This window comes from Pseudomonas sp. S2_H10 (assembly GCF_054668285.1).
In genome coordinates this window covers 42,882-62,822 of the sequence record NZ_CP162754.1, presented here as the reverse complement: position 1 = coordinate 62,822, position 19,941 = coordinate 42,882, and the positions used below count along the sequence as shown (strand labels likewise).

General features: G+C 62.1%; 16 protein-coding genes. 8 read left to right on the top strand and 8 right to left on the bottom strand.

Annotation, left to right across the window (positions count from 1 at the left end; all coding sequences use genetic code 11):
• Positions 1–166: 166 nt before the first annotated feature.
• The 6 genes from AB4O16_RS00255 to AB4O16_RS00230 all read right to left on the bottom strand — a co-directional run bounded on the left by AB4O16_RS00255 (position 167) and on the right by AB4O16_RS00230 (position 6,922).
• Entirely contained in the window at positions 167–2,422 is a 2,256-nt protein-coding gene (locus AB4O16_RS00255) for an ATP-binding protein (RefSeq protein WP_460156676.1), read from the bottom strand.
• Positions 2,419–3,192 carry a substrate-binding periplasmic protein gene (locus AB4O16_RS00250; protein ID WP_160387472.1) on the bottom strand — a complete coding sequence of 258 codons (774 nt, stop codon included), beginning with the start codon at positions 3,190–3,192 and terminating at the stop codon, positions 2,419–2,421. The genes AB4O16_RS00255 and AB4O16_RS00250 overlap by 4 nt, the downstream gene beginning before the upstream one ends.
• A gap of 5 nt (positions 3,193–3,197) precedes the next feature.
• Positions 3,198–3,914 (bottom strand): response regulator, encoded by a 717-nt coding sequence (locus AB4O16_RS00245; RefSeq protein ID WP_460156675.1) that lies wholly within the window; start codon positions 3,912–3,914, stop codon positions 3,198–3,200.
• Positions 3,915–4,006: 92 nt separating this feature from the next.
• Positions 4,007–4,654 carry a TetR family transcriptional regulator C-terminal domain-containing protein gene (locus tag AB4O16_RS00240; protein WP_110659255.1) on the bottom strand — a complete coding sequence of 216 codons (648 nt, stop codon included), beginning with the start codon at positions 4,652–4,654 and terminating at the stop codon, positions 4,007–4,009.
• Between the two features lie 245 nt (positions 4,655–4,899).
• Entirely contained in the window at positions 4,900–5,688 is a 789-nt protein-coding gene (locus AB4O16_RS00235; RefSeq protein WP_460156674.1) for a class II aldolase/adducin family protein, read from the bottom strand.
• Between the two features lie 184 nt (positions 5,689–5,872).
• Positions 5,873–6,922 carry an ABC transporter substrate-binding protein gene (locus AB4O16_RS00230; protein WP_110663098.1) on the bottom strand — a complete coding sequence of 350 codons (1,050 nt, stop codon included), beginning with the start codon at positions 6,920–6,922 and terminating at the stop codon, positions 5,873–5,875.
• 315 nt (positions 6,923–7,237) lie between these two features.
• On the opposite strand from AB4O16_RS00230, the gene AB4O16_RS00225 reads away from it, so the two are divergent.
• Together AB4O16_RS00225 and AB4O16_RS00220 are read left to right on the top strand one after the other, a co-directional pair.
• Entirely contained in the window at positions 7,238–9,193 is a 1,956-nt protein-coding gene (locus AB4O16_RS00225; protein ID WP_460156673.1) for an oxidoreductase, read from the top strand.
• A 177-nt stretch (positions 9,194–9,370) separates the two neighbouring features.
• Positions 9,371–9,958 (top strand): cupin domain-containing protein, encoded by a 588-nt coding sequence (locus AB4O16_RS00220; RefSeq protein ID WP_160387462.1) that lies wholly within the window; start codon positions 9,371–9,373, stop codon positions 9,956–9,958.
• Here the strand turns inward: AB4O16_RS00220 and AB4O16_RS00215 are convergent.
• The gene (locus AB4O16_RS00215; protein ID WP_460156672.1) at positions 9,955–10,887 is read right to left on the bottom strand and encodes a helix-turn-helix domain-containing protein; all 933 of its coding nucleotides are present in this window, start codon (positions 10,885–10,887) and stop codon (positions 9,955–9,957) included. The two genes, AB4O16_RS00220 and AB4O16_RS00215, sit on opposite strands and share 4 nt — an antisense overlap.
• Before the next feature lie 161 nt (positions 10,888–11,048).
• Between AB4O16_RS00215 and AB4O16_RS00210 the strand changes: the two genes are divergently transcribed.
• From AB4O16_RS00210 to AB4O16_RS00200, 3 genes are all read left to right on the top strand, one after another.
• Positions 11,049–12,407 (top strand): glutamine synthetase family protein, encoded by a 1,359-nt coding sequence (locus AB4O16_RS00210; RefSeq protein WP_007974329.1) that lies wholly within the window; start codon positions 11,049–11,051, stop codon positions 12,405–12,407.
• A 171-nt stretch (positions 12,408–12,578) separates the two neighbouring features.
• Entirely contained in the window at positions 12,579–13,667 is a 1,089-nt protein-coding gene (locus AB4O16_RS00205) for a polyamine ABC transporter substrate-binding protein (protein ID WP_160387458.1), read from the top strand.
• Positions 13,664–14,965 (top strand): NAD(P)/FAD-dependent oxidoreductase, encoded by a 1,302-nt coding sequence (locus tag AB4O16_RS00200; RefSeq protein ID WP_460156671.1) that lies wholly within the window; start codon positions 13,664–13,666, stop codon positions 14,963–14,965. The genes AB4O16_RS00205 and AB4O16_RS00200 overlap by 4 nt, the downstream gene beginning before the upstream one ends.
• A gap of 54 nt (positions 14,966–15,019) precedes the next feature.
• Here AB4O16_RS00200 and AB4O16_RS00195 read toward each other — a convergent pair whose 3' ends face one another.
• Positions 15,020–16,672: an arylsulfatase gene (locus tag AB4O16_RS00195; RefSeq protein ID WP_160387454.1), complete on the bottom strand. Its 1,653-nt coding sequence runs from the start codon at positions 16,670–16,672 to the stop codon at positions 15,020–15,022.
• A gap of 350 nt (positions 16,673–17,022) precedes the next feature.
• Here AB4O16_RS00195 and AB4O16_RS00190 point away from each other — a divergent pair, with 350 nt between their 5' ends.
• The 3 genes from AB4O16_RS00190 to AB4O16_RS00180 are packed head-to-tail and all read left to right on the top strand — an operon-like array spanning position 17,023 to position 19,929.
• Positions 17,023–17,619 carry a paraquat-inducible protein A gene (locus AB4O16_RS00190; protein WP_160387453.1) on the top strand — a complete coding sequence of 199 codons (597 nt, stop codon included), beginning with the start codon at positions 17,023–17,025 and terminating at the stop codon, positions 17,617–17,619.
• Positions 17,616–18,272, top strand: coding sequence for a paraquat-inducible protein A (locus tag AB4O16_RS00185; protein ID WP_460156670.1), 657 nt, complete (start codon positions 17,616–17,618; stop codon positions 18,270–18,272). The genes AB4O16_RS00190 and AB4O16_RS00185 overlap by 4 nt, the downstream gene beginning before the upstream one ends.
• Entirely contained in the window at positions 18,253–19,929 is a 1,677-nt protein-coding gene (locus AB4O16_RS00180) for a PqiB family protein (RefSeq protein ID WP_160387449.1), read from the top strand. The genes AB4O16_RS00185 and AB4O16_RS00180 overlap by 20 nt, the downstream gene beginning before the upstream one ends.
• The last annotated feature ends 12 nt before the right edge of the window (positions 19,930–19,941 follow it).

Below are 19,941 nucleotides of genomic sequence, written 5' to 3'. Positions count from 1 at the left end.
GACGTCACGGCGCAGGGAGGGATCAGCTTTACGGCAATTCATTATTATTATCTCCAATAAGCTTCGAAGACCGCGCTGCGGCGGTTGCGTCGATTATTGGAAAGCCATGTAAGTTCGCGTTGACCATCAGGATCGAAGTTGTACAAAGTCGTAACAAACTTGTACGTCAGCTCTGCAACAGGCCTTTGAGGGTGTTCAGCGCGAGTTGCAATTGCTCATCCAGCGCCGGGGTCATGCGGCGGATCGCCGATTCATCGTTGACCAGCGCCAACGCCTCCAGCGCCCTCAGGGTATTGGCCAAGGCACGAAAGCCCAGCGAATCGCCGCTGCCGGCCAGACGGTGCGCCAGTTGCGCGACCTCTGTGCAGTCATCGGCGGCAATGGCCTCCGTGAGTGCATCGCGGTGCTGAACGATCGAGTCGCGCAGCACCGCCAGCAAGCCCTGGACTTTCTGCTCGCCAAGCAGGGTGCGATGGGTCTGCAACAGCGGCCAGTCCATCGTTTCATCACGCGCAACCGCCTCGGCGACGGGCACATGCCCTTCCAGCACCTGGCGCAGGTTTTCCAGCTTCAGGGGTTTGGCCAGGACGCCGTCCATGCCGGCCTCCAGATAACCGCGCACCAGCGCCGGCTGCACGCTGGCGGTCAGGGCGAAAATCCGCGTGTGGCGATTCGGCCCGTCGCTGTTGCGGATCTGCCTGCATAATTCGACACCGCTGATGCCCGGCAGGTGCACGTCCAGCAGCAGCAGATCGAAAACCTGCGCGGCACAGTGTTGTAGCGCCTGCTCCGCTTCTTCGGCCAGCCACACCCGGTGGCCGTCCCGTTGCAGCAAACCCTTGGCCACTTCGCGATTGAGCGCCACGTCCTCGACCACCAGGATGTTCAATGCCGGCCCCGCCGCGCGAACCGGCGCAATTGCAACTACGGCGCTGGCCGGCTGCAAGGACAGCTCGAACCAGAAGCAACTGCCGCGCCCCTCTTCGCTGTCGACGCCGATGTTGCCACCCATCTGCTCCACCAGATGCTTGCAGATCGCCAACCCCAACCCGGTGCCGCCAAAACGTTGCGCGACTTCTTCGCTGGCCTGGGTGAAGCGCTCGAAAATCTTCGCCTGCATTGCCGGGGCAATGCCGATGCCGTCGTCAGTGACGCTGACCCGCAGGCGTTGCCCGCCCTGTTCGCCGGTTTCGTTGAGCAGCGCTACCTCGACGCTGACTTCACCGCCTTCGGTGAACTTGATCGCGTTGGCCAACAGGTTGCTCAGCACCTGACGCAAAAACTGCTCGGCGCCGTGGTGATGTTCGGCAATCCGCTGGTCGACGCGGCAACTGAGGACCGTGTCGTTGCCGAGCGCGCGCGGTTCCAGCAGTGTCAGCACCTCGTCGAGCAACTGGCGCAGCGAGAAATCCACCGGCTCGGGGTGGCTGACGCCCTCCTCCAGCTTGGCGAAATACAGCACTTCATTGAGGATCGTCAGCAAGCCTTCGCCGGCCTTGTGCAAGGCATCCAGGCGTTTGCCGTCCTGGGCGTCCAGACGCGCGCCGCGCAGCAGCTCGGCCATGCCGAGGATGCCATTGAGCGGCGTGCGCAGTTCATGGCTCATGGTCGCCAGGAACCGCGATTTGGCGAGGTTGGCCGCTTCCGCCTCATCCTTGGCGCGCATCAGGCTGGCGGTGCGGCGCTCGACCATTTTCAGCAGTTCGTCGCGGTTGTCCTGCAGGGCCAGGCGGTCGGTTTCCCGGCGCTCGATGTCGCGCAGGATCGCCCGGCGCATGTCGTCCAGCGCGTGGGCCACGGTGTCGATTTCATCACTGCCGCGACGCTTGTCCAGGTGCAGGGGCTCGTGCCACTCACCAGCGGCGATGCGCCGGGCAAACTCGGCCATGACTTTCAGGTGGCGGGTCACCAGTCGATAAAACAACCCCGACAACGCCACGGCCAGGCCGCAGAGGAACACCGCCATCCACAACAGGCTGGTCAAACCGGTGGCGTAGAGACGCTGGTACACCGCCCCCAGATCGGTACTGACCTCCAGCTCGCCAAGGTGGCGCAACGGGCCGGACGGCGGCTGATAGTCCAGGGCAAAGCGCTCGATACGCAACGGTCCCGCCGGGTCTGGATTGCCCTGCACCAGGTCGAAATCGGCACTGCTCAGATGCACCCGGGCGACGTCGGAGAAGTCCACCAGGCCGCGCAACTGCACGTTCAGCTGTTCCTGGTTCAAGTCCCAGAGGCTGCGCTCCAGGCTGGCCAGATAACCGGCGCGGATCAGCTCCATGCGCGCATCGATGTCGCGCATTTCCCGGCGATACTCGATGTACAGTTGCACGCTGCTGGCGAGCACGGTGAAGCACAGGCTGAACAGCAGGATGAACAGCAGCAGCCGTCGTAGCAGCCCACCGGGACGAGCGCGAATCATTGCGCATCCGCCGGCAGGTTGATCATGTCGCGGTAGGTCACCTCGCTTTCGTTGAGCCAGCGTTCGATGTCGCCGGCATCGACCAGGCGCTGCAACTGCGCATCGATCTCGGGCATGCGAGCGGCCAAGGGCGAGCGCCGCGACACGGCGACCCGCAGGTAGTCCACGCTCAACGCCTTGGGCAAGGCGACGATGTCCTGGCCACCGGGCAATTTTTCCACGTACAGCTGGCCGGTGCGCCGCTCCTGGGTGATGAAATCGATGCGCCCGCGAATCAGCTTGCCGAAGTTCTGGTGGCTGTCGGAAACCCACTCGATATTGTTGTTGCGCGCGACCATCTGATCGAACTCCACGCCATAGCTCTCGCCGAACAACAGGCCGCCACGGTAACGGGCCAGGTCGTCCAGTTGTTCGAACTTCACCGGGTGCTGGCGGTTGATGAACAGCGCCACTTCTTCGCGCAATACCGGCACCGTCGAGAACAGCATGCTCTGCTCGCGTTGCGCGGTGCTGTAGGCCAGCACCACGTCGACCCGGCCTTCGGCGGCGTCCAGCAGGCAGCGTTTCCAGTTGCCCAGCACGACAATCTCGACCTCATAACCCAACTGGCCGAACAGGTTTTTAACCACGCTCGGCGCCAGGCCGCGCACCTGTTTGCCGTCGCTCCAGGAGATCGGCGGATACACCGGATAATCGCAATAGCGAACCTTGTCCGCCGCCCCGGCATGGCCGGCCACCAGCAACGCCAGCAGGCAAAACCATCGCCTCATCGGGCTCAGGCCGCCACACCGGCGGTAAACAGGTAACCGGCGCCGTGGATGGTGATGATCAACTGCGGTTCGGCCGGATCGTCGTGCAACTTGCGGCGCAGGCGCCCGACCAGCACGTCGATGGAGCGGTCGTTGGGCACCCATTCGCGGTTGCGGATCTGGTCCATCAACTGGTCGCGGCTGAGGGTGTGGCCGCTGTTGCGCAGGAACACGCTGAGCAACTGGTATTCACCGTGGGTCAGCAGGGTTTCGCTGCCGGACGCATCGATCAGGCGCCGACGGTCGGTGTCCAGCGCCCAGTCGGCGAACTGCTTGACCGGCTTGGCCACCGCGACGGCAGGCGCTGGCGTTTGCGCATGGCGGACCCGGCGAATCAGGTTTTTCGCCCGGGACACCAGTTCCCGTGGATTGAGGGGTTTGATCACATAGTCATCGGCGCCGCATTCGAGGCCGACGATGCGGTCGATTTCGTCGTTGCGCCCGGTGATCAGGATGATCCCGACTTCCGAGCGCACCCGCAGTTCGCGGGTCAGGGTCAGGCCGTCCTTGCCCGGCAGGCGGATGTCGAGCATCACCAGGTCGACGGTCTGGCTGGTCAGGAAGGTTTCCGCCAGCTCCGCCGTGGCGGCGCAATGAACGTCGTAGCCTTCCTGGGACAGGTAGGCGTGCAGCAGATCGCGAATCAGCGGATCGTCATCGACGATCAATACCCGAGGAGTCATCGCTTGGTGTCCGGCTCAGGCCCGAAGGCCAGTTTCTTATTAGAGTGTTTTCCTGCATCGGCGCCAGAGAGTATCGATTGCTGAACGACTGATCAACAGTCGCTCGTCTGCACGCAAAAACGCTGGCGTCCGCCGGCCTGCAAACCATCGACCCAGGCCTCGCAAATCTGGATGCCCTGCTCCGGGGTGAAGGTGCCGGGGTTCAGCCCGGACTCCAGCCACAAGCCGTCGAGCAAGGCGCTGAGGCTGATGGCGGCGAGGTCGGCGTCGAAATTTTCCCAGCCTTCCTCCCGGGCCAGTTCCGCCAGCACCTTGCGCAGGATGCCGCGATACTCGCCATAGGAATGATCGTGGGCCTGGTTGATGGCCTCGGCGGTTTTCACCGCGCCCCAGAACGCCAGCCACGCATCGATCAGTTGCGGATCGAGCAGCTCGGCGGAAAACGATCCGCGGAAAAACGCCGACAAGCGCTCCCGGGCATTCGGCGCGGCTTGCTCCATTGCATCGCGCAGCAAGGTCATGACCCGCCCGGTGATCGCCATGTAGGCTTCGGCCACCAGTTCGTCCTTGCCGGAATAGTGATGGCTGATCAGCCCCACCGAGACCCCGGCCTCGGCTGAAATCTTGCGGATCGACGCGCCCTGGAAGCCGTGACGCTTGAGGCACACCAACGTCGCCTCGATCAGGTTGGCTTTGCGCAACTCCGGTTCCATGCGGGAAAAACGGGCTTCCTGATTCATGGGCGACACGCTCCTTGGTTCGATCGATTAGGCCCGCGCGGGTTAGCGGCGAGCTGAACGACTGTACAGCAAGAGCGGGACATTTCTCCAGTCGGGTGTCAGTCAGGCAGACCGTGGTGTGCCCATCGCGGGCAAGCCACGCTCCCACAGGGTCTCGGTTGCTCGCGGATTTTGCGTACACCCACACACCCTGTGGGAGCTGGCTTGCCAGCGATGAGGCCAGCCCGAACAACCGAGTCTTCAGATCAGTCCCGATACCCCGGCGCCACCCGATCCAGCAGTCGCAGCAACGCCGCCCAGGCCAGTTGCATGGCATCCGGATCAGCCAGCTCGCCTTCTTCCAGCGGCCGCCCCGGGTCGTTGAACTGGCGCTCGGTGTGTTCGCACACCTCGGCCGGTGGCAGCACGACCTCTCCCGCCGCCATGGCCGTCAACTGGATTTCACAGGCCTTTTCCAGGTAGTACATGCGCAGGAACGCCTGGCTCACCGTTTCGCCGACGGTGAGCAAACCGTGATTGCGCAGCATCAGCACGGGCTTGTCGCCGATGTCCTTTACGAGGCGCTCTTGCTCGCTCAGGTCCAGCGCGACGCCTTCGTAGTCGTGGTAGGCAACCCGACCGTAGAACTCCATGGAAATCTGGTTCACCGGCAACAATCCGCACTTCAACGCCGCCACCGCGCACCCGGACCTGGTGTGGGTGTGCAGCACGCATTGCGCATCTTCGCGGGCGCCGTGGATGGCGCTGTGGATCACGAACCCGGCCGGGTTGACCGGGTACTGCGACGGTTCGACCGCCTGGCCATCGAGGTCGATCTTCACCAGGTTGGACGCGGTGATTTCGTCGAACATCAGCCCATAGGGGTTGATCAGGAAGTGATGCTCCGGCCCGGGAATGCGCACCGAGATGTGGGTGAAGATCAGGTCGGTCATGCGAAAGTGCGCAATCAGGCGGTAACAGGCCGCCAATTCCTCGCGCAGGCGCTGTTCGGTAGCGCTGCGCTCGGGGGCCAGGCGGGTGGCGATTTTATTCATTGTCGGGGTTCTCCAGGCTAATCGGCTACGGCAGACCTTAAGGCTGGACGCTTGTGTACGTCCAGCCAACTATCTCTGTAGGAGCCGGGTTGCTGGCGATGACGGCCTGCAGGTCAATGCAAGGTTCAAGGCAGCCATCGCCAGCAAGCCGGCTCCTACAAAAGCCGGCTCCTGCAAAGTCTGGTTATTTGCTGGCCCAGGCGTTGAAGCGCTCTTCGAGCTCTTCGCCATGATCGACCCAGAATCCAACGTTCATCGACAGCGCGCCCTTGAGGTTCTGCGGCGCCGTAGGCACCCATTGCGCCAGTTTGTCGTCCAGGCGTGCGGCGGCCTGGGTGTTGGTCGGGCCGTAGGGGATCTGTTGCACGTAGTTGACCTGGGCGTCCGGCTGATTGGCGAAGGCGATGAAACGCTTGGCCTGATCGACATGCCTGGAGCCTTTGATGATCGCCCAGTAGTCCATGCCGTACAGGCTGCCGGGCCAGACCAGGCCGAGGTGGCTGCCCTTCTGCGCGGCGTCGGCGATGCGACCGCTGTAGGTCGAGGTCATCACCACGTCGCCGGCGGTCAGCCATTGCGGCGGTTGCGCGCCGGCTTCCCACCATTGGATGTAGGGCTTGAGTTCAGTCAGCTTGGCGAATGCCCGGTCTACGCCTTGCGGAGTGCCGAGCACCTTGTAGACGTCTTCGGTTTTCACCCCGTCCGCCATCAGGGCGAATTCCAGGTTGTACACCGCGCGCTTGCGCAGCCCACGCTTGCCGGGGGTTTTCTTCACGTCCCAGAAGTCGGCCCACGAGGTCGGGGCCTGGGCCAGTTTGTCGGTGTCGTAGGCAATCGCCACGCTCCACACCAGCGCGGCGGACCCGCATTCCTGTGCCGCGTCGGGAATCAACTGGTCGGCCTGGCCCAGGCGTGTCCAGTCCAGGCGCTCGTACATGCCCTCTTCGCAGCCGCGCATCAGGTCGGGGCCTTCGATCTGCACCACGTCCCAGTCGACGTTGCCGGTGTCGACCATCACTTTGATTTTCGCCATCTCGCCGTTGTATTCGCTCTGGATCACCTTGCTTTGATCCACGGCGGCGAAAGGTTGAAAGAACGCCACGTCCTGGGCTTTTTGTCCGGCTCCGCCGTAACCGACCACCACCATGTCCGATGCTGCCTGGGCGCTGCCCAGGCCCATGGCCACAGACAACACCAAGGGATAAAAACCGTGCTTGAGCGTGTGCGATTTCATCGATGGTTCCTCTTGCAGGTGCTGACCGGAACGAGGCCCGCGCAGCCCTTTTTTATTGTTGTGAGGTTTGGCCCGGGAGCGGGCTCGAAACGAAACTACTCCACGCCATAGTAAAAAAACAAGTTGATTTTTTACTGAAGGTAAATTTCTATAGACCAATAATAACAACCGAAAACCTGATGCCTCTGTAGGAGCGAGCCTGCTCGCGAAGGACCTGAGAACACCGCGGGGTGTCAGATACCCAGCGTTATCGTTGACGTCCATCACGAGCAGGCTCGCTCCTGCATAGAGCAGACTGCCTGGAGTAATCGCACCATGCCGACACCCGCCTTCGCGCACCTGTTCGAACCCCTGGAGATCCGTGGCAAGCGTCTGAAAAACCGCATCATGTCCAGCGGTCACGACACGTCGATGCCCACCGACAACCTGGTCAACGAGCAATTGATCGCCTATCACCGGGCACGTGCCGAAGGCGGTGCGGGGCTGATCGTGCTGCAGGTGGCCGGCGTGCACGACAGTGCGCGCTACACCTCCCATGTGCTGATGGCCACCGACGATGCGTGCATCGAGGGCTATCGCAAACTGGCGCAAACCTGTCACGCCCACGGCACCGTGGTGTTGTCCCAGGTGTTCCATCCCGGGCGGGAAATCATGGAGTCCAGCGATGGCCTGCTGGCGGTGGCCTACTCCGCCTCGTCGGTGCCCAACGAACGTTTCCGGGTGATGCCCCGCGCGCTGGACCAGGCGATGATCGACGAGATCGTCGACGGTTACGCCGCTGCCGCCCGGCGCCTGCATCAGGCCGGGATCGATGGCGTCGAAGTGGTCGCCAGCCATGGGTACCTGCCGGCGCAATTCATCAATCCGCGGGTCAACCGGCGGACCGATGGCTACAACGGTGAGCTGGAACAGCGCTTGCGTTTCCTGCGCGAAGTCATCGCTGCCGTGCGTGCGGCGACCGATGAGCAGTTCATCGTCGGCCTGCGCATCTCCGCCGACGAGCGCGACCCCGAAGGCTTGACCGAAGACGAATCCCTGGCCGCCGTGCAACTGCTGCAGACCCAACTCGACTACGTGCACATCGTCGCCGGCACCTCGGCGTCCCTCGGTGGCGCAGTGCATATCGTGCCGCCGATGGCGATCGAAGCGGCATACCTGGCCAAGGAAGCCGGGACGTTCAAGGCCGGCCTGGACATTCCGCTGTTCGTCACCGGGCGCATCAACCAGCCCCAGGAAGCCGAGCTGATCCTGGCTCGCGGCCAGGCCGATGTGTGTGGCATGACCCGCGCGCTGATCTGCGATCCGCAGATGCCCAACAAGACCGACACCGGCCGCGTCGAAGACGTGCGGGCGTGCATTGCCTGCAACCAGGCCTGCATCGGGCACTTCCACAAGGGCTTGCCGATTTCCTGCATCCAGCACCCGGAAACCGGGCGCGAACTGATTTTTGCGGAGCGTAAACCGGCGAACAAGCGCAAGCGCATCATGATCGCCGGCGGTGGCCCGGCCGGGATGAAAGCCGCCGCCGTCGCCGCCCAGCGCGGTCATGACGTGACGCTGTACGAAGCCAGCTCGCAATTGGGCGGCCAGGTGTTGCTCGCGCAGTTGTTGCCTCGGCGCAGCGAATTCGGCGGCGCCAGCACCAATCTGCAGCGGGAAATGGAGCTGGCCGACGTGCGCGTGGTGCGCAACACCCGGGTCGACCGGGCACTGGTGGAGCAGGAAAAACCGGACGTGGTGATCGTCGCCACCGGTGCCGAACCCTACTGGCCAGCCTTCGAGCGCGGTGGTGAGTTGCAGGTGGTGGACGCCTGGCAGGTATTGCGCGACGAAGTACAGATCGGCCGTTCGGTGGTGGTGGTCGACTGGCGCTGCGACTGGATCGGCCCCGGCATCGCCGAGCGCCTGGTCCGCGCCGGGCACCAGGTGCAACTGGCGGTCAACGGCACCCATTGCGGGGAAAACCTGCCGCTGTACGTACGCGATCAACTGGCCGGCGAGCTGCATAAACTCGGCGTGCCGATCACGCCGTACGCCCGGCTGTATGGCTGCGACGACAACACGGTCTACCTGCAACACACCGCCAGCGGCGAGCCGATGCTGATGGAGAACATCGACACCCTGGTGCTGTGTCAGGGTCACCAACCGGTGGACACCCTGGGTGCCGAGCTGCAAGGCCTGGTGGATTTTCGCCGCATCGGCGACTGCCTGGCCCCGCGCACCGCCGAAGAAGCGATTTATGAAGGGCTGAAAGTCGCGTGGGAGCTCTGAGGCTGTTTATACTCCGGGGCTTTAACGGCTAATACCCCCCCTGTAGGAGCGAGCCTGCTCGCGATGGTCGCTAACGATAACGCTGGAAGCCTGACACCCAGCGGTGTTCTCGGGTTCATCGCGAGCAGGCTCGCTCCTACAGGGGGATGTGGTCCCCCTCCCGGTTCGGAATTTTCCATGAGCAACAATAGCAAGACCCAGCCCGCCGCCGAACCGCACTTTCTCGGCACACGCATTCGCGGCCTGCGCAAACGCCGGGGCATGACCCTGGCGGAACTGGCGCAACAGAGCGAACTCACCGCCGGCTACATCAGCCAGCTGGAGCGCAACCTCGCCTACCCGTCGATTCCGGCGCTGTTCAACATTGCCCGCAGCCTCGGCGTCACCATCCAGTGGTTCTTCGCCAGTGAAGCGGTCACCGCGCCCGAAGACGACGGTATCGTGGTGCGCAAGCACAGCCGCCTGAACGTGCATTACGAAGACGGCATCGTCGACCAGTTGCTGACCCCGCAAGCCAACCGCCAACTGGAAATGCTCCACTCGCGCTTCCCGCCCGGCACCTACAGCCAGCAAAGCTACAGCCACGATGGCGAAGAAGCCGGTTACCTGTTGTCCGGCAGCTTCGAGCTGTGGGTCGGCGAGCGGCATTTCCAGCTCAATGAAGGCGACAGCTTCAGCTTTTCCAGCCAGGAACCGCACCGCTACGGCAATCCCGGCGATGTCGATGCGGTGGTGATCTGGGTGATTACGCCACCGACGTTCTAACGCCGGCTGCGACCGTTTGCCTGAGTGGTACTCGCACGCTTGAGGGTGTCGCTCGGCAGCTCGTTGAACAACGCGCGATAGCTGCTGGAAAACCGTCCCAGGTGCCAGAACGACCAGTGCATCGCCACCTCGGCCACGGTGGTTTGCGTGGGCGTGCGGCTGAGCAGTTCGCGGCGGGCGCTGTTGAGTCGGCGCAAGCGCAGCCATTGGGTCGGCGCCATGCCGGTGTAGGTCTTGAACGCGTGCTGCAACTGGCGCAGTGAAACGCCCGCGACCTGGGACAGTTCCAGCAGGTTGAGGTGTTCTTCCGGGGTGTCCGCCGCCCATTCCCCTACCCGCTTCATGATCGCCCGCTCTCCGGCACGGCGCTGCAACGCGCCCTGGTCGAGGCCGACGCAGGCGTTGTCGAGAATGAACAGGCAGTCTTCCAGCAGTTGCTGGGTCAGCGCTTCGCGGCTCGGTGGATCGAAGGTCTGCGACAGGCGCGTCAGGGTCCCGCTGAGCCAACGGCAGAACAACGCGTTCTGCTGGGAATCGAGCGGCGCCATGAACAGCCCTTCGAGCCGGGCGATGTCCAGGCTGTGACGCTTCACAAACTCCGGACCGAACACCACGGCGATTTCCTGGTAGTTCTCCGGGGTGATCCAGATGTTGCGGCTCTCGCCATTCAACACGTACAGCGCGTTGTCGCCCCGGTCGAAACAGAACGACAGCGAACCCTGGGGCGCGCTGAAATTCTGCTCGACCCGGGTGTTCATCGATTCTTCGTAAATCTCCACGCCCTGCAGATCCAGATAGCGCACCCTCCCCGCGAAATGCCCCGGCGACATTTGCTGGTAATGCTGGGTCCAGCCCGGCGTGGCGCGGATTTGCTCGGCGACATCGGCGGTGTTGAACGCTTGGACCTGTAGTGAGTTGCAGTGTGTCATGGGTGACCTTGCGCACTCTTTTGGTGCGCTTTGTGCTGCTTAAAGTGGATAGATGGAACCGCTTGGCTCGCACAAGATAGTCGTCAACGCGCTACAGGGGAAGTGTCCGGCGGATGAAACCGGTCTCTCCTGGCGTTAATAAAACCAATAACGAGGTCTTTATGAATGTCCCTTTCGATCAGCTGTTCACTTGGCTGAAAGATCACAAGATTACCGAAGTCGAGTGCGTCGTCAGCGATCTGACCGGCATTGCACGCGGCAAAATTGCACCGACCAACAAGTTCCTGCATGAGCGAGGCATGCGCCTGCCGGAAAGTGTCCTTCTGCAAACGGTAACCGGGGACTTTGTCGACGACGACATCTACTACGACCTGCTCGACCCGGCCGACATCGACATGGTCTGCAAGCCGGACGCCGACGCTGTCTACGTGGTGCCGTGGGCCATCGAGCCGACCGCCATCGTGATCCACGACACCTTCGACAAGTTCGGCAACCCGATCGAGCTGTCGCCGCGCAACGTGCTGAAGAAAGTCCTGCAGCTGTACACCGACAAAGGCTGGCGGCCGATCGTCGCGCCGGAAATGGAGTTCTACCTGACCCAGCGCTGCGAAGACCCGGACCTGCCGCTCAAGGCGCCGATGGGCCGTTCGGGCCGTGCCGAAAGCGGTCGCCAGTCGTTCTCCATCGACGCGGCGAACGAATTCGATCCGCTGTTCGAAGACGTCTACGACTGGTGCGAACTGCAAGGCCTGGACCTCGACACGCTGATCCACGAAGACGGCCCGGCACAGATGGAAATCAACTTCCGTCATGGCAACGCCCTGGACCTGGCCGACCAGATCACCGTGTTCAAGCGCACCATGCGTGAAGCGGCGCTCAAGCACAACGTGGCGGCCACCTTCATGGCCAAGCCGGTCGGCGACGAGCCTGGCAGCGCCATGCACATTCACCAGAGCGTGGTGGACATTGCCACCGGCCAGCCGATCTTTGCCGATGCCGATGGCAACATGAGCGAACTGTTCCTGCATCACATCGGTGGCTTGCAGAAGTACATCCCGAAAGTGCTGCCGATGTTCGCGCCGAACGTCAACTCGTTCCGCCGCTTCCTGCCGGACACCTCGGCGCCGGTGAACGTCGAATGGGGCGAAGAAAACCGCACCGTCGGTTTGCGCGTACCGACTTCCAGCCCGGACGCCATGCGCGTGGAAAACCGTCTGCCGGGCGCCGACGCCAACCCGTACCTGGCCATCGCCGCCAGCCTGCTGTGCGGTTACCTGGGCATGGTCGAGCGCATCGAGCCGAGCGCCGCGGTACAGGGCCGTGCCTACGAGCGCCGCAACCTGCGCCTGCCGATCACCATCGAGGACGCCCTGACCCAGATGGAAGAGTGCGACACCATCAGCCGCTACCTGGGCAGCAAGTTCGTACGCGGCTATGTCGCGGTCAAACGCGCCGAGCACGAGAACTTCAAGCGCGTGATCAGTTCGTGGGAGCGTGAGTTCCTGATGCTCAGCGTTTAACACCCCGCTCCCCCAGGCACCACACAATCCCTGTGGGAGCGGGCTTGCCCGCGATGAGGCCGGTACATTCAACATCATCGTTGCCTGACACGCCGCCATCGCTGGCAAGCCAGCTCCTACAGGGGTTTGGTGAATTCCTATAGATCCCAATAATTCCAAGAAGGTATCGACATGCGTCTATTGAAATCCATGGTCCCGGCCGCGCTGGCGGTCTTGTTCAGCGCCGTAGCCCAGGCTCAGCCACAGGTCAGTGTCTACAACTGGACCGACTACATCGGCGAAACCACCCTCGCCGACTTCCAGGCGAAAACCGGGATCAAGGTGATCTACGACGTATTCGATTCCAACGAAACCCTGGAAGGCAAACTGCTCGCCGGTCGCACCGGGTATGACGTGGTGGTGCCGTCCAACCACTTCCTCGCCCGCCAGGTAAAGGCCGGCGCGTTCCTCAAGCTCGATCGCGAGCAACTGCCGAACTTCAAGAACCTTGACCCGAAACTGCTGACGCTGCTGGAGAAAAACGATCCGGGCAACGCGCACTCGGTGCCTTACCTGTGGGGCACCAACGGCATCGGCTACAACGTCGACAAGGTCAAGGCTGTGCTGGGCATCGACAAGATCGATTCCTGGGCCGTGCTGTTCGAACCGGAGAACATCAAGAAGCTGAGCGCCTGCGGTGTGTCGATGATGGACTCGGCGGACGAAGTGTTCCCGGCGGTACTCAACTACATGGGCATGGACCCACGCAGCGAAAACCCCGAGGACTTCAAGAAGGCCGAAGCCAAGCTGCTGGAGATCCGCCCTTACATCACCTACTTCCACTCCTCCAAGTACGTCTCGGACCTGGCCAACGGCGACATCTGCGTGGCGTTCGGTTACTCGGGCGACGTGTTCCAGGCAGCCAACCGCGCCAAGGAAGCCGGCAACGGCGTGAACATCGCCTACGCCATTCCCAAGGAAGGCGCCAACCTATGGTTCGACCTGCTGGCCATCCCCGCCGACGCCAGCAATCCGAAAGAAGCCCACGCCTTCATCAACTACCTGCTGGACCCGCAAGTGATTGCCAAGGTCAGCGCATCGGTCGGCTATGCCAACCCGAACCCGGCCGCCAAGCAGTACATGGACCCTGAGCTGGTCAACAACCCCGAGGTGTATCCGTCCCAGGAAGTCCTCGACAAACTCTACATCTCCACCACGCCGCCGCAGTCGATCATGCGCCTGATGACCCGCTCGTGGAGCAAAGTGAAGTCCAACAAATGAATCAGTACACCAAGGAACACACCCGCTCCTATTACGCAGCGTCCGCCAAGGGCATGAGGCAGCGTGCCGCGCTGGCCTCGGACCTTGAGGCCGATGTGTGCGTGGTCGGCGCGGGTTTCACCGGCATCAACACCGCCATCGAGCTGGCCCAGCGCGGGCTCTCGGTGGTCCTGTTGGAGGCCCGGCGGATTGGCTGGGGCGCCAGCGGGCGCAACGGCGGCCAGTTGATTCGCGGCATCGGGCATGACGTCAGTGGTTTCGCCAAACACATCGGCGCCGAGGGCGTGCAATACCTGGAACACGCCGGGACCGAATCGGTGCAAGTGGTGGCCAAACGCATCGGCGAACACGCCATTGATTGCGACCTGCGCTGGGGTTTCTGCGAACTGGCCAACACCCCGGCGCATTTTGCCGGGCTGAAGGCCGAGCACGCCGAACTGCTCGAGTCCGGTTATGCCCATGAAACCCGCTTGATCGAAGCCGGCCAGATCCGTGAGCAGGTGGTGAATTCCGGCGTCTACGCCGGCGGCCTGGTGGACATGGGCTCGGGTCACCTGCATCCGCTTAACCTGGCACTGGGTGAAGCGCAAGTCGCCGAATCCCTCGGCGTGCAGATCTTCGAGCAGAGCCCGGTGCTGGAGCTGATCCACGGCAGCACCGTGCAAGTGCGCTGCGCCGGGGGCACCGTGCGTGCGGGCACCCTGGTGCTGGCCTGCAACGCGCACCTGGAAGAGCTGGAACCGAAGCTCAGCGGCAAGGTGCTCCCGGCGGGCAGCTACATCATCGCCACCGAACCCTTGTCGGAAGTTGCCGCCAGGCAACTGATCCCGCACAACGTCGCACTGTGCGACCAGAAAGTCGGCCTGGATTACTACCGGCTCTCGGCGGATCGGCGCCTGCTGTTCGGCGGTGCCTGTCATTACTCCGGGCGCGATCCTTCGGACATCGCGGCCTACATGCGCCCGCAGATGCTCAAGGTGTTCCCGCAACTGGCCGATGCGCGCATCGATTATCAGTGGGGCGGCATGATCGGCATCTCGGCCAACCGCTTCCCGCAGGTCGGGCGCCTCAGCCAGCACCCGAACGTCTTCTACGCCCAGGGCTATTCCGGCCACGGCCTGAACGTGACCCACTGGTGTGCGAAGTTGTTGGGCGAAGCGATCCATGCCGGCCACAGCAAAGGTTTCGACGTGTTCAGCGCCGTGCCGCACATGACCTTCCCCGGCGGACGCGCCCTGCGCTCGCCGTTGCTGGCCCTGGGCATGTTCTGGTATCGGATGCGGGAAATGCTGGGTTGACCAGCGGGCGCCTGAGACGAGGGTCGGCCCCTCGCCTCAGGCATCCGGACAGGCTTATTGAGGAATCGGAATGTTGACGCCTTCCTTCTGCAGATCCTCGCGAACCGACTGGAACTTCTGATACTTGGACAGTTCGATCGGCCCGTCATAGGTCATGCTTTGCATCTTGCGTGGCGGATACTTGATGTAGGTCTGCATGAGCTTGTTGATCGCCTGACTGATCGGCACCATGGTCCAGGTACGCTCGGTGACGTTACTCATGAAAATGTCATAGCGCTCCTGTGGGTCTTGATACAGATCGAAGATCTGCGGCACCGTCGCCACGTACTTGGTCGCGCCTTTCCAGCCCAGGTTGGTGTCCACGGCCAGGCCGCCAGTCGGTACACCATCGTCGCCGCGCAGGTTGAACACGGCTTTGTAGTTGCCCACACGAGCAGCCCCCGGCGACAACTCGTTTTCAGTGAAGTAGAACCATTCTTTACGCGGGTCGGGACCCGTGCCGGTGATCACCGGGGTCATGTCGTAGCTGTCGAAGTAGATTGGCTGGCCTTCACGATCCTTCTCCGGCAACTTGATGCCGGCCACCGAGGCGAAGGTCGCCATCAGGTCGAGCCCGCCGAGAATGTCGTGGTTCTTGAAATTGGGCTTGATTTTGCCAGGCCAGGTCATGATCGCCGGAACCCGGTTGCCGCCCTCGCGCACGGTACCCTTGGTGCCACGGAAAGGCGTGTAGCCGGCATCCGGGTAAACGTCCTGCCACGCGCCGTTGTCGGTGGTGTAGACCACCAGCGTGTTCTTATCCAGGCCCAGCGCCTTGAGCTTGTCCATGATGTGGCCGATGCGCGTATCCAGTTCGACCACCGAATCGGCGTACTTGGTCTTGGATATCGACTTGTGGACGAACTCCGGTGCCGGCAGGTTCGGCTGGTGCACTTTCATGAAGTTGACGTTGATGAAAAACGGCTTGTCGGACTTGGCGGCGGTGTCGAGGAATTCCAGTGCGGCCTTCTCGACATAGCTGTCGAAGAAAGGAATGCCGACCACGCCGGGTTTGCCGTCGATGACAGGCGTATCGACATACTGGCCGTTGATCTTGAACTCTTCGACGGGTTTCTCCCCGGCCTTGCCCGAGAGTGCGCCCTTGGTCACCTGGGCAAACATCGCGCGGGTTTCCGGGTCCATGTCGGGGAACCAGGTCGGGTCCGCGTAGGTGTAGGCATTGAGGTGATAGAGGCCGACGTACTTCATCACGTCATAGCCCTGGGCATTGGGCATGGCGTAATCGGCTTCGCCCAAGTGCCACTTGCCGGTGAAGTAGGTCTCGTAACCGCCGGTCTTGAGCACTGAAGCCAGCGTCCACTCGGCGGCTGGCAAGCCACCGCCCTGGCCCTGGAAGGCCACGGTGGTCATGCCGCTGCGATTGGGGATGCGCCCGGTCTGCATGGCGGCCCGGCCGGGTGTGCAGCTCGGTTGGGCATAGAAGGAGTAGAAGGTTGTACCTTCAGCGGCCAGTTGGTCGATGCTGGGGGTCGGCATGCCGCGGCCGACACCGCCACCATACGGCCCCAGGTCGCCGTAACCGGTATCGTCGGAAACGATGAACAGGATGTTGGGCTTTTCCGTTTGTGCAGCCTGGGCAATGCCGTTAAGCGCAATCAACAATGAGCAGCCAACGTAAAACCTGAAGCGATGCGGGAGCCTTTTCATGGTGACCTTCCTTTATCCGGACGGATTCCGGTGGCTGGCTACTCATCCTGCAAGTACTCAACCACAGGAACCTGGTGAGTGATCCCCCAAACAATGTGCCTGGAAAGTTCAAGGAAGACTGCCGACCAAATAATGGAACTCCCCTACTACTCAAGGCGCTCGCAATAGCCTAGTACGTTATTTTCATGGCGCACCGCGCAGGCGATGCCATTAAAAGTCATTCGTCGCTTTCACAGCGCCATTAAAACCGCCGATAACACCCGTGATTGGACTTTCGATTTGCTCAATTGCGAGGCACTTCTATATTGAGGGGGTGCTCTGAACTTCCTGCCTTCTGTTGAGCTTGACCTATGGCAACTACTGATCAACTGATCATCTGCGAGCACTGCGACAGCGTTTACCAGAAAGTATCGCTCGCCAAACATCAGAAAACCCTGTGCACGCGCTGCGGTGGCGTGCTTCAGCGTTATAACGGCCTCACGGTGGAACAACGTCTGGCGTTGACCTTCACAGCGTTGATGCTTTGGCTGTTCGCCAATTTCTATCCCGTGATGAGCATCAGCCTCAAAGGCCTGAAAAACAGTGCGACCCTGTGGGATTCGGTACTGGCCCTGAGCCTGGGACCTATCACCTTCATCGCCATGGTGGCGGCTATCGCCATGATCATCGCGCCGATCTTCCAGTTGTTGCTGCTGATCTGGGTGCTGGGCTTCGCCCTCGCCGGGCAACGCTCGCCGGGGTTCAAATTGTGCATGCGCTGGCTGGAAGCCTTGCGGCCCTGGAGCATGCTCGAAGTCTGCCTGCTGGGCGCGATGGTCGCGGTGATCAAACTCGCCGGCCTGCTCGATGTGCTGCCCGGCATAGGGTTGTTTGCCCTGGCTGCGCTGAGCCTGATGATGATCCGCATCGCCGGGCGCGACATCCGCGAACTATGGGACATCGTATGAGCACGCCTCCGTACGCCGACGAGCTCAACCTGTGCCTGTGCCACAGTTGCGGGCTGGCCTGCGACATCACCGACGACCCTCACGAATGCGAGCGTTGCGGTGCGCCGCTGCACCGGCGCAAAACCAATGCGCTGACCCGCACCTGGGCCTACATGCTCGCGGCCCTGGTGTTTTACATCCCGGCCAACCTGCTGCCGGTGATGAACACCAAGATGGTCGGCAACGGCGCCGACAGCACGATCATCGGTGGCGTGCTGGAGTTCTGGGAAGCCGGCGCCTGGGACATCGCCCTGATCATTTTCATCGCCAGTATCGCGGTGCCGGGCATCAAGTTCGTCGCCATCACCCTGCTGCTGGTCACCGTGCAACGCGACAGCGAGTGGGCACGCGTAGAGCGCTCGAAGCTGTACCGGTTCGTCGAAGTCATCGGCTACTGGTCGATGCTCGATGTGATAGTGGTGGCCCTGGTTGCTTCCCTGGTGAAATTCCAGGCCCTGGCCGACATCGAGCCGCGCGCGGGCATTCTGTTTTTTGGTCTGGTGGTGGTGTTCACCATGCTCTCGGCAATGAGTTTCGATCCCCGCATGATCTGGGATAAAGAACGGGAAAACCCACACAATGAGGAGGTCACGGATGAAGTCACAAGCCACTGACGGGCCGCAAGCCCCCGGGCAGGCGCCGATCAAGACCGGCCGTTTCAGCGTTTCGCTGGTCTGGATCGTGCCGATCGTTGCGGTACTGGTGGGTATATCGCTGGTGGTTCACAGCATTCTGCAGCAAGGCCCGGTCATCGTTGTCACGTTCAAGACCGGGAGCGGCCTGACCGCGAATAAAACCGAGGTCAAATACCGCAATGTCGTGATCGGTCATGTCTCCGACGTGCAGTTGAGCGGCGACCAGAAGAGCGTCAACGCCACGATCAAGCTGGAAAAGCAGGCCGAAAGCTTTACCCGTGAAGATTCGCAGTTCTGGGTCGTGCGGCCGCGCATTGGCGCTGGCGGTGTGTCCGGTATCGACACGCTGCTGTCGGGCGATTACATCGGTGCCGATATCGGCCAGGCCAACGCCCGGGCAAAAAACTTCACCGGGCTGGAGAATCCGCCCCCCATCACCTATGGCGAGCCGGGCAAGCGCTTCACCCTGTTCACCCAGGATCTGGGCTCGCTGGATATCGGCTCTCCGGTTTACTTCCGCAAGATTCCGGTGGGTCAGGTGGTCGCCTACGCACTGGACCCGGATGGCAAAGGCGTGAACATCGAGTTGTTCATCCATGCACCCAATGACAAGTACGTCACCGAAAACACCCGTTTCTGGAACGCCAGCGGCATTGACGTGAACGTCGGCGCCAACGGTTTCGCGGTCAAGACCGAATCGCTGTCGGCCTTGCTGGTGGGTGGCATCGCCTTCCGCGCGCCAGACTACAGCCCTGGCGACAAACCTGCGGCAGCCGAATACGCCTACGAACTGTTCGACGACCAGCAGACCGCCCTCGCCCCGCCAAACGGCAAGCCGCAGTACCTGGCCATGCGTTTCGACCAGGCAATGCGCGGGCTCAAGGTGGATGCCCCGGTGGAATTCCTCGGCGTGGAAATCGGCAAGGTGGTGTCGGTCAACCTGGATTTCGACGAGAAAAAACGCTCCTTTCCGGTCAACGTCGGCATCGTGATTTACCCGCAACGCCTGGGCCAGGCCCACCTCAAGATGCTCAAGGCGCTCAATCATGACCCCAATGACGAAGCCGGGAGCGTGCGTCTGATCGGCACCTTCATCGACAACGGCCTGCGCGCCCAGGCGCGCACCGGCAACATCCTGACCGGCCAGTTGTACATCTCTCTGGACTTCTACCCCAAGGCGGAAAAGGTCGCATTCGATGCAAGCGCCCGCCCGGTCGTCATTCCAACCATTCCGGGCAGCCTGGAGCAATTGCAGGAAAAACTCGAAGCCATGGTCGACAAGATCAACAAACTGCCTATCGAGCGCATTGCCGGCAATCTGGACGGCAATCTCGTCGAACTGCGCAAAGGCATGATGCAATTCAACGGCAAGATCCTGCCGGGCGTACAGACCACCCTGTCGGACTTCAGCAAAACCCTGGAAACGGCCAATACGACCCTGCAATCAGCCAGTTCGACCCTGGCCGATGACTCGCCACAGCGGGAAAAACTGGGGCAGACCCTGGACGAACTGGGACGCACGTCGAGATCCTTGCGTGATCTTTCGGATTACCTGGGAAGGCATCCGGAATCGCTGATCCGCGGCCGTCCGAACAATGCCGCGCCCCTGGATCTGCAAGGGCCACCGCGCAATTGAACACAGGAGCAA

Coding starts and splice junctions, on each gene's coding strand:
- AB4O16_RS00190 (WP_160387453.1), top strand. CDS start 17,023: ATGGCAACTACTGATCAACTGATCATCTGCGAGCACTGCGACAGCGTT.
- AB4O16_RS00220 (WP_160387462.1), top strand. CDS start 9,371: ATGAGCAACAATAGCAAGACCCAGCCCGCCGCCGAACCGCACTTTCTC.
- AB4O16_RS00225 (WP_460156673.1), top strand. CDS start 7,238: ATGCCGACACCCGCCTTCGCGCACCTGTTCGAACCCCTGGAGATCCGT.
- AB4O16_RS00245 (WP_460156675.1), bottom strand. CDS start 3,914: ATGACTCCTCGGGTATTGATCGTCGATGACGATCCGCTGATTCGCGAT.
- AB4O16_RS00250 (WP_160387472.1), bottom strand. CDS start 3,192: ATGAGGCGATGGTTTTGCCTGCTGGCGTTGCTGGTGGCCGGCCATGCC.
- AB4O16_RS00180 (WP_160387449.1), top strand. CDS start 18,253: ATGAAGTCACAAGCCACTGACGGGCCGCAAGCCCCCGGGCAGGCGCCG.
- AB4O16_RS00235 (WP_460156674.1), bottom strand. CDS start 5,688: ATGAATAAAATCGCCACCCGCCTGGCCCCCGAGCGCAGCGCTACCGAA.
- AB4O16_RS00230 (WP_110663098.1), bottom strand. CDS start 6,922: ATGAAATCGCACACGCTCAAGCACGGTTTTTATCCCTTGGTGTTGTCT.
- AB4O16_RS00200 (WP_460156671.1), top strand. CDS start 13,664: ATGAATCAGTACACCAAGGAACACACCCGCTCCTATTACGCAGCGTCC.
- AB4O16_RS00195 (WP_160387454.1), bottom strand. CDS start 16,672: ATGAAAAGGCTCCCGCATCGCTTCAGGTTTTACGTTGGCTGCTCATTG.
- AB4O16_RS00185 (WP_460156670.1), top strand. CDS start 17,616: ATGAGCACGCCTCCGTACGCCGACGAGCTCAACCTGTGCCTGTGCCAC.
- AB4O16_RS00205 (WP_160387458.1), top strand. CDS start 12,579: ATGCGTCTATTGAAATCCATGGTCCCGGCCGCGCTGGCGGTCTTGTTC.
- AB4O16_RS00210 (WP_007974329.1), top strand. CDS start 11,049: ATGAATGTCCCTTTCGATCAGCTGTTCACTTGGCTGAAAGATCACAAG.
- AB4O16_RS00240 (WP_110659255.1), bottom strand. CDS start 4,654: ATGAATCAGGAAGCCCGTTTTTCCCGCATGGAACCGGAGTTGCGCAAA.
- AB4O16_RS00215 (WP_460156672.1), bottom strand. CDS start 10,887: ATGACACACTGCAACTCACTACAGGTCCAAGCGTTCAACACCGCCGAT.
- AB4O16_RS00255 (WP_460156676.1), bottom strand. CDS start 2,422: ATGATTCGCGCTCGTCCCGGTGGGCTGCTACGACGGCTGCTGCTGTTC.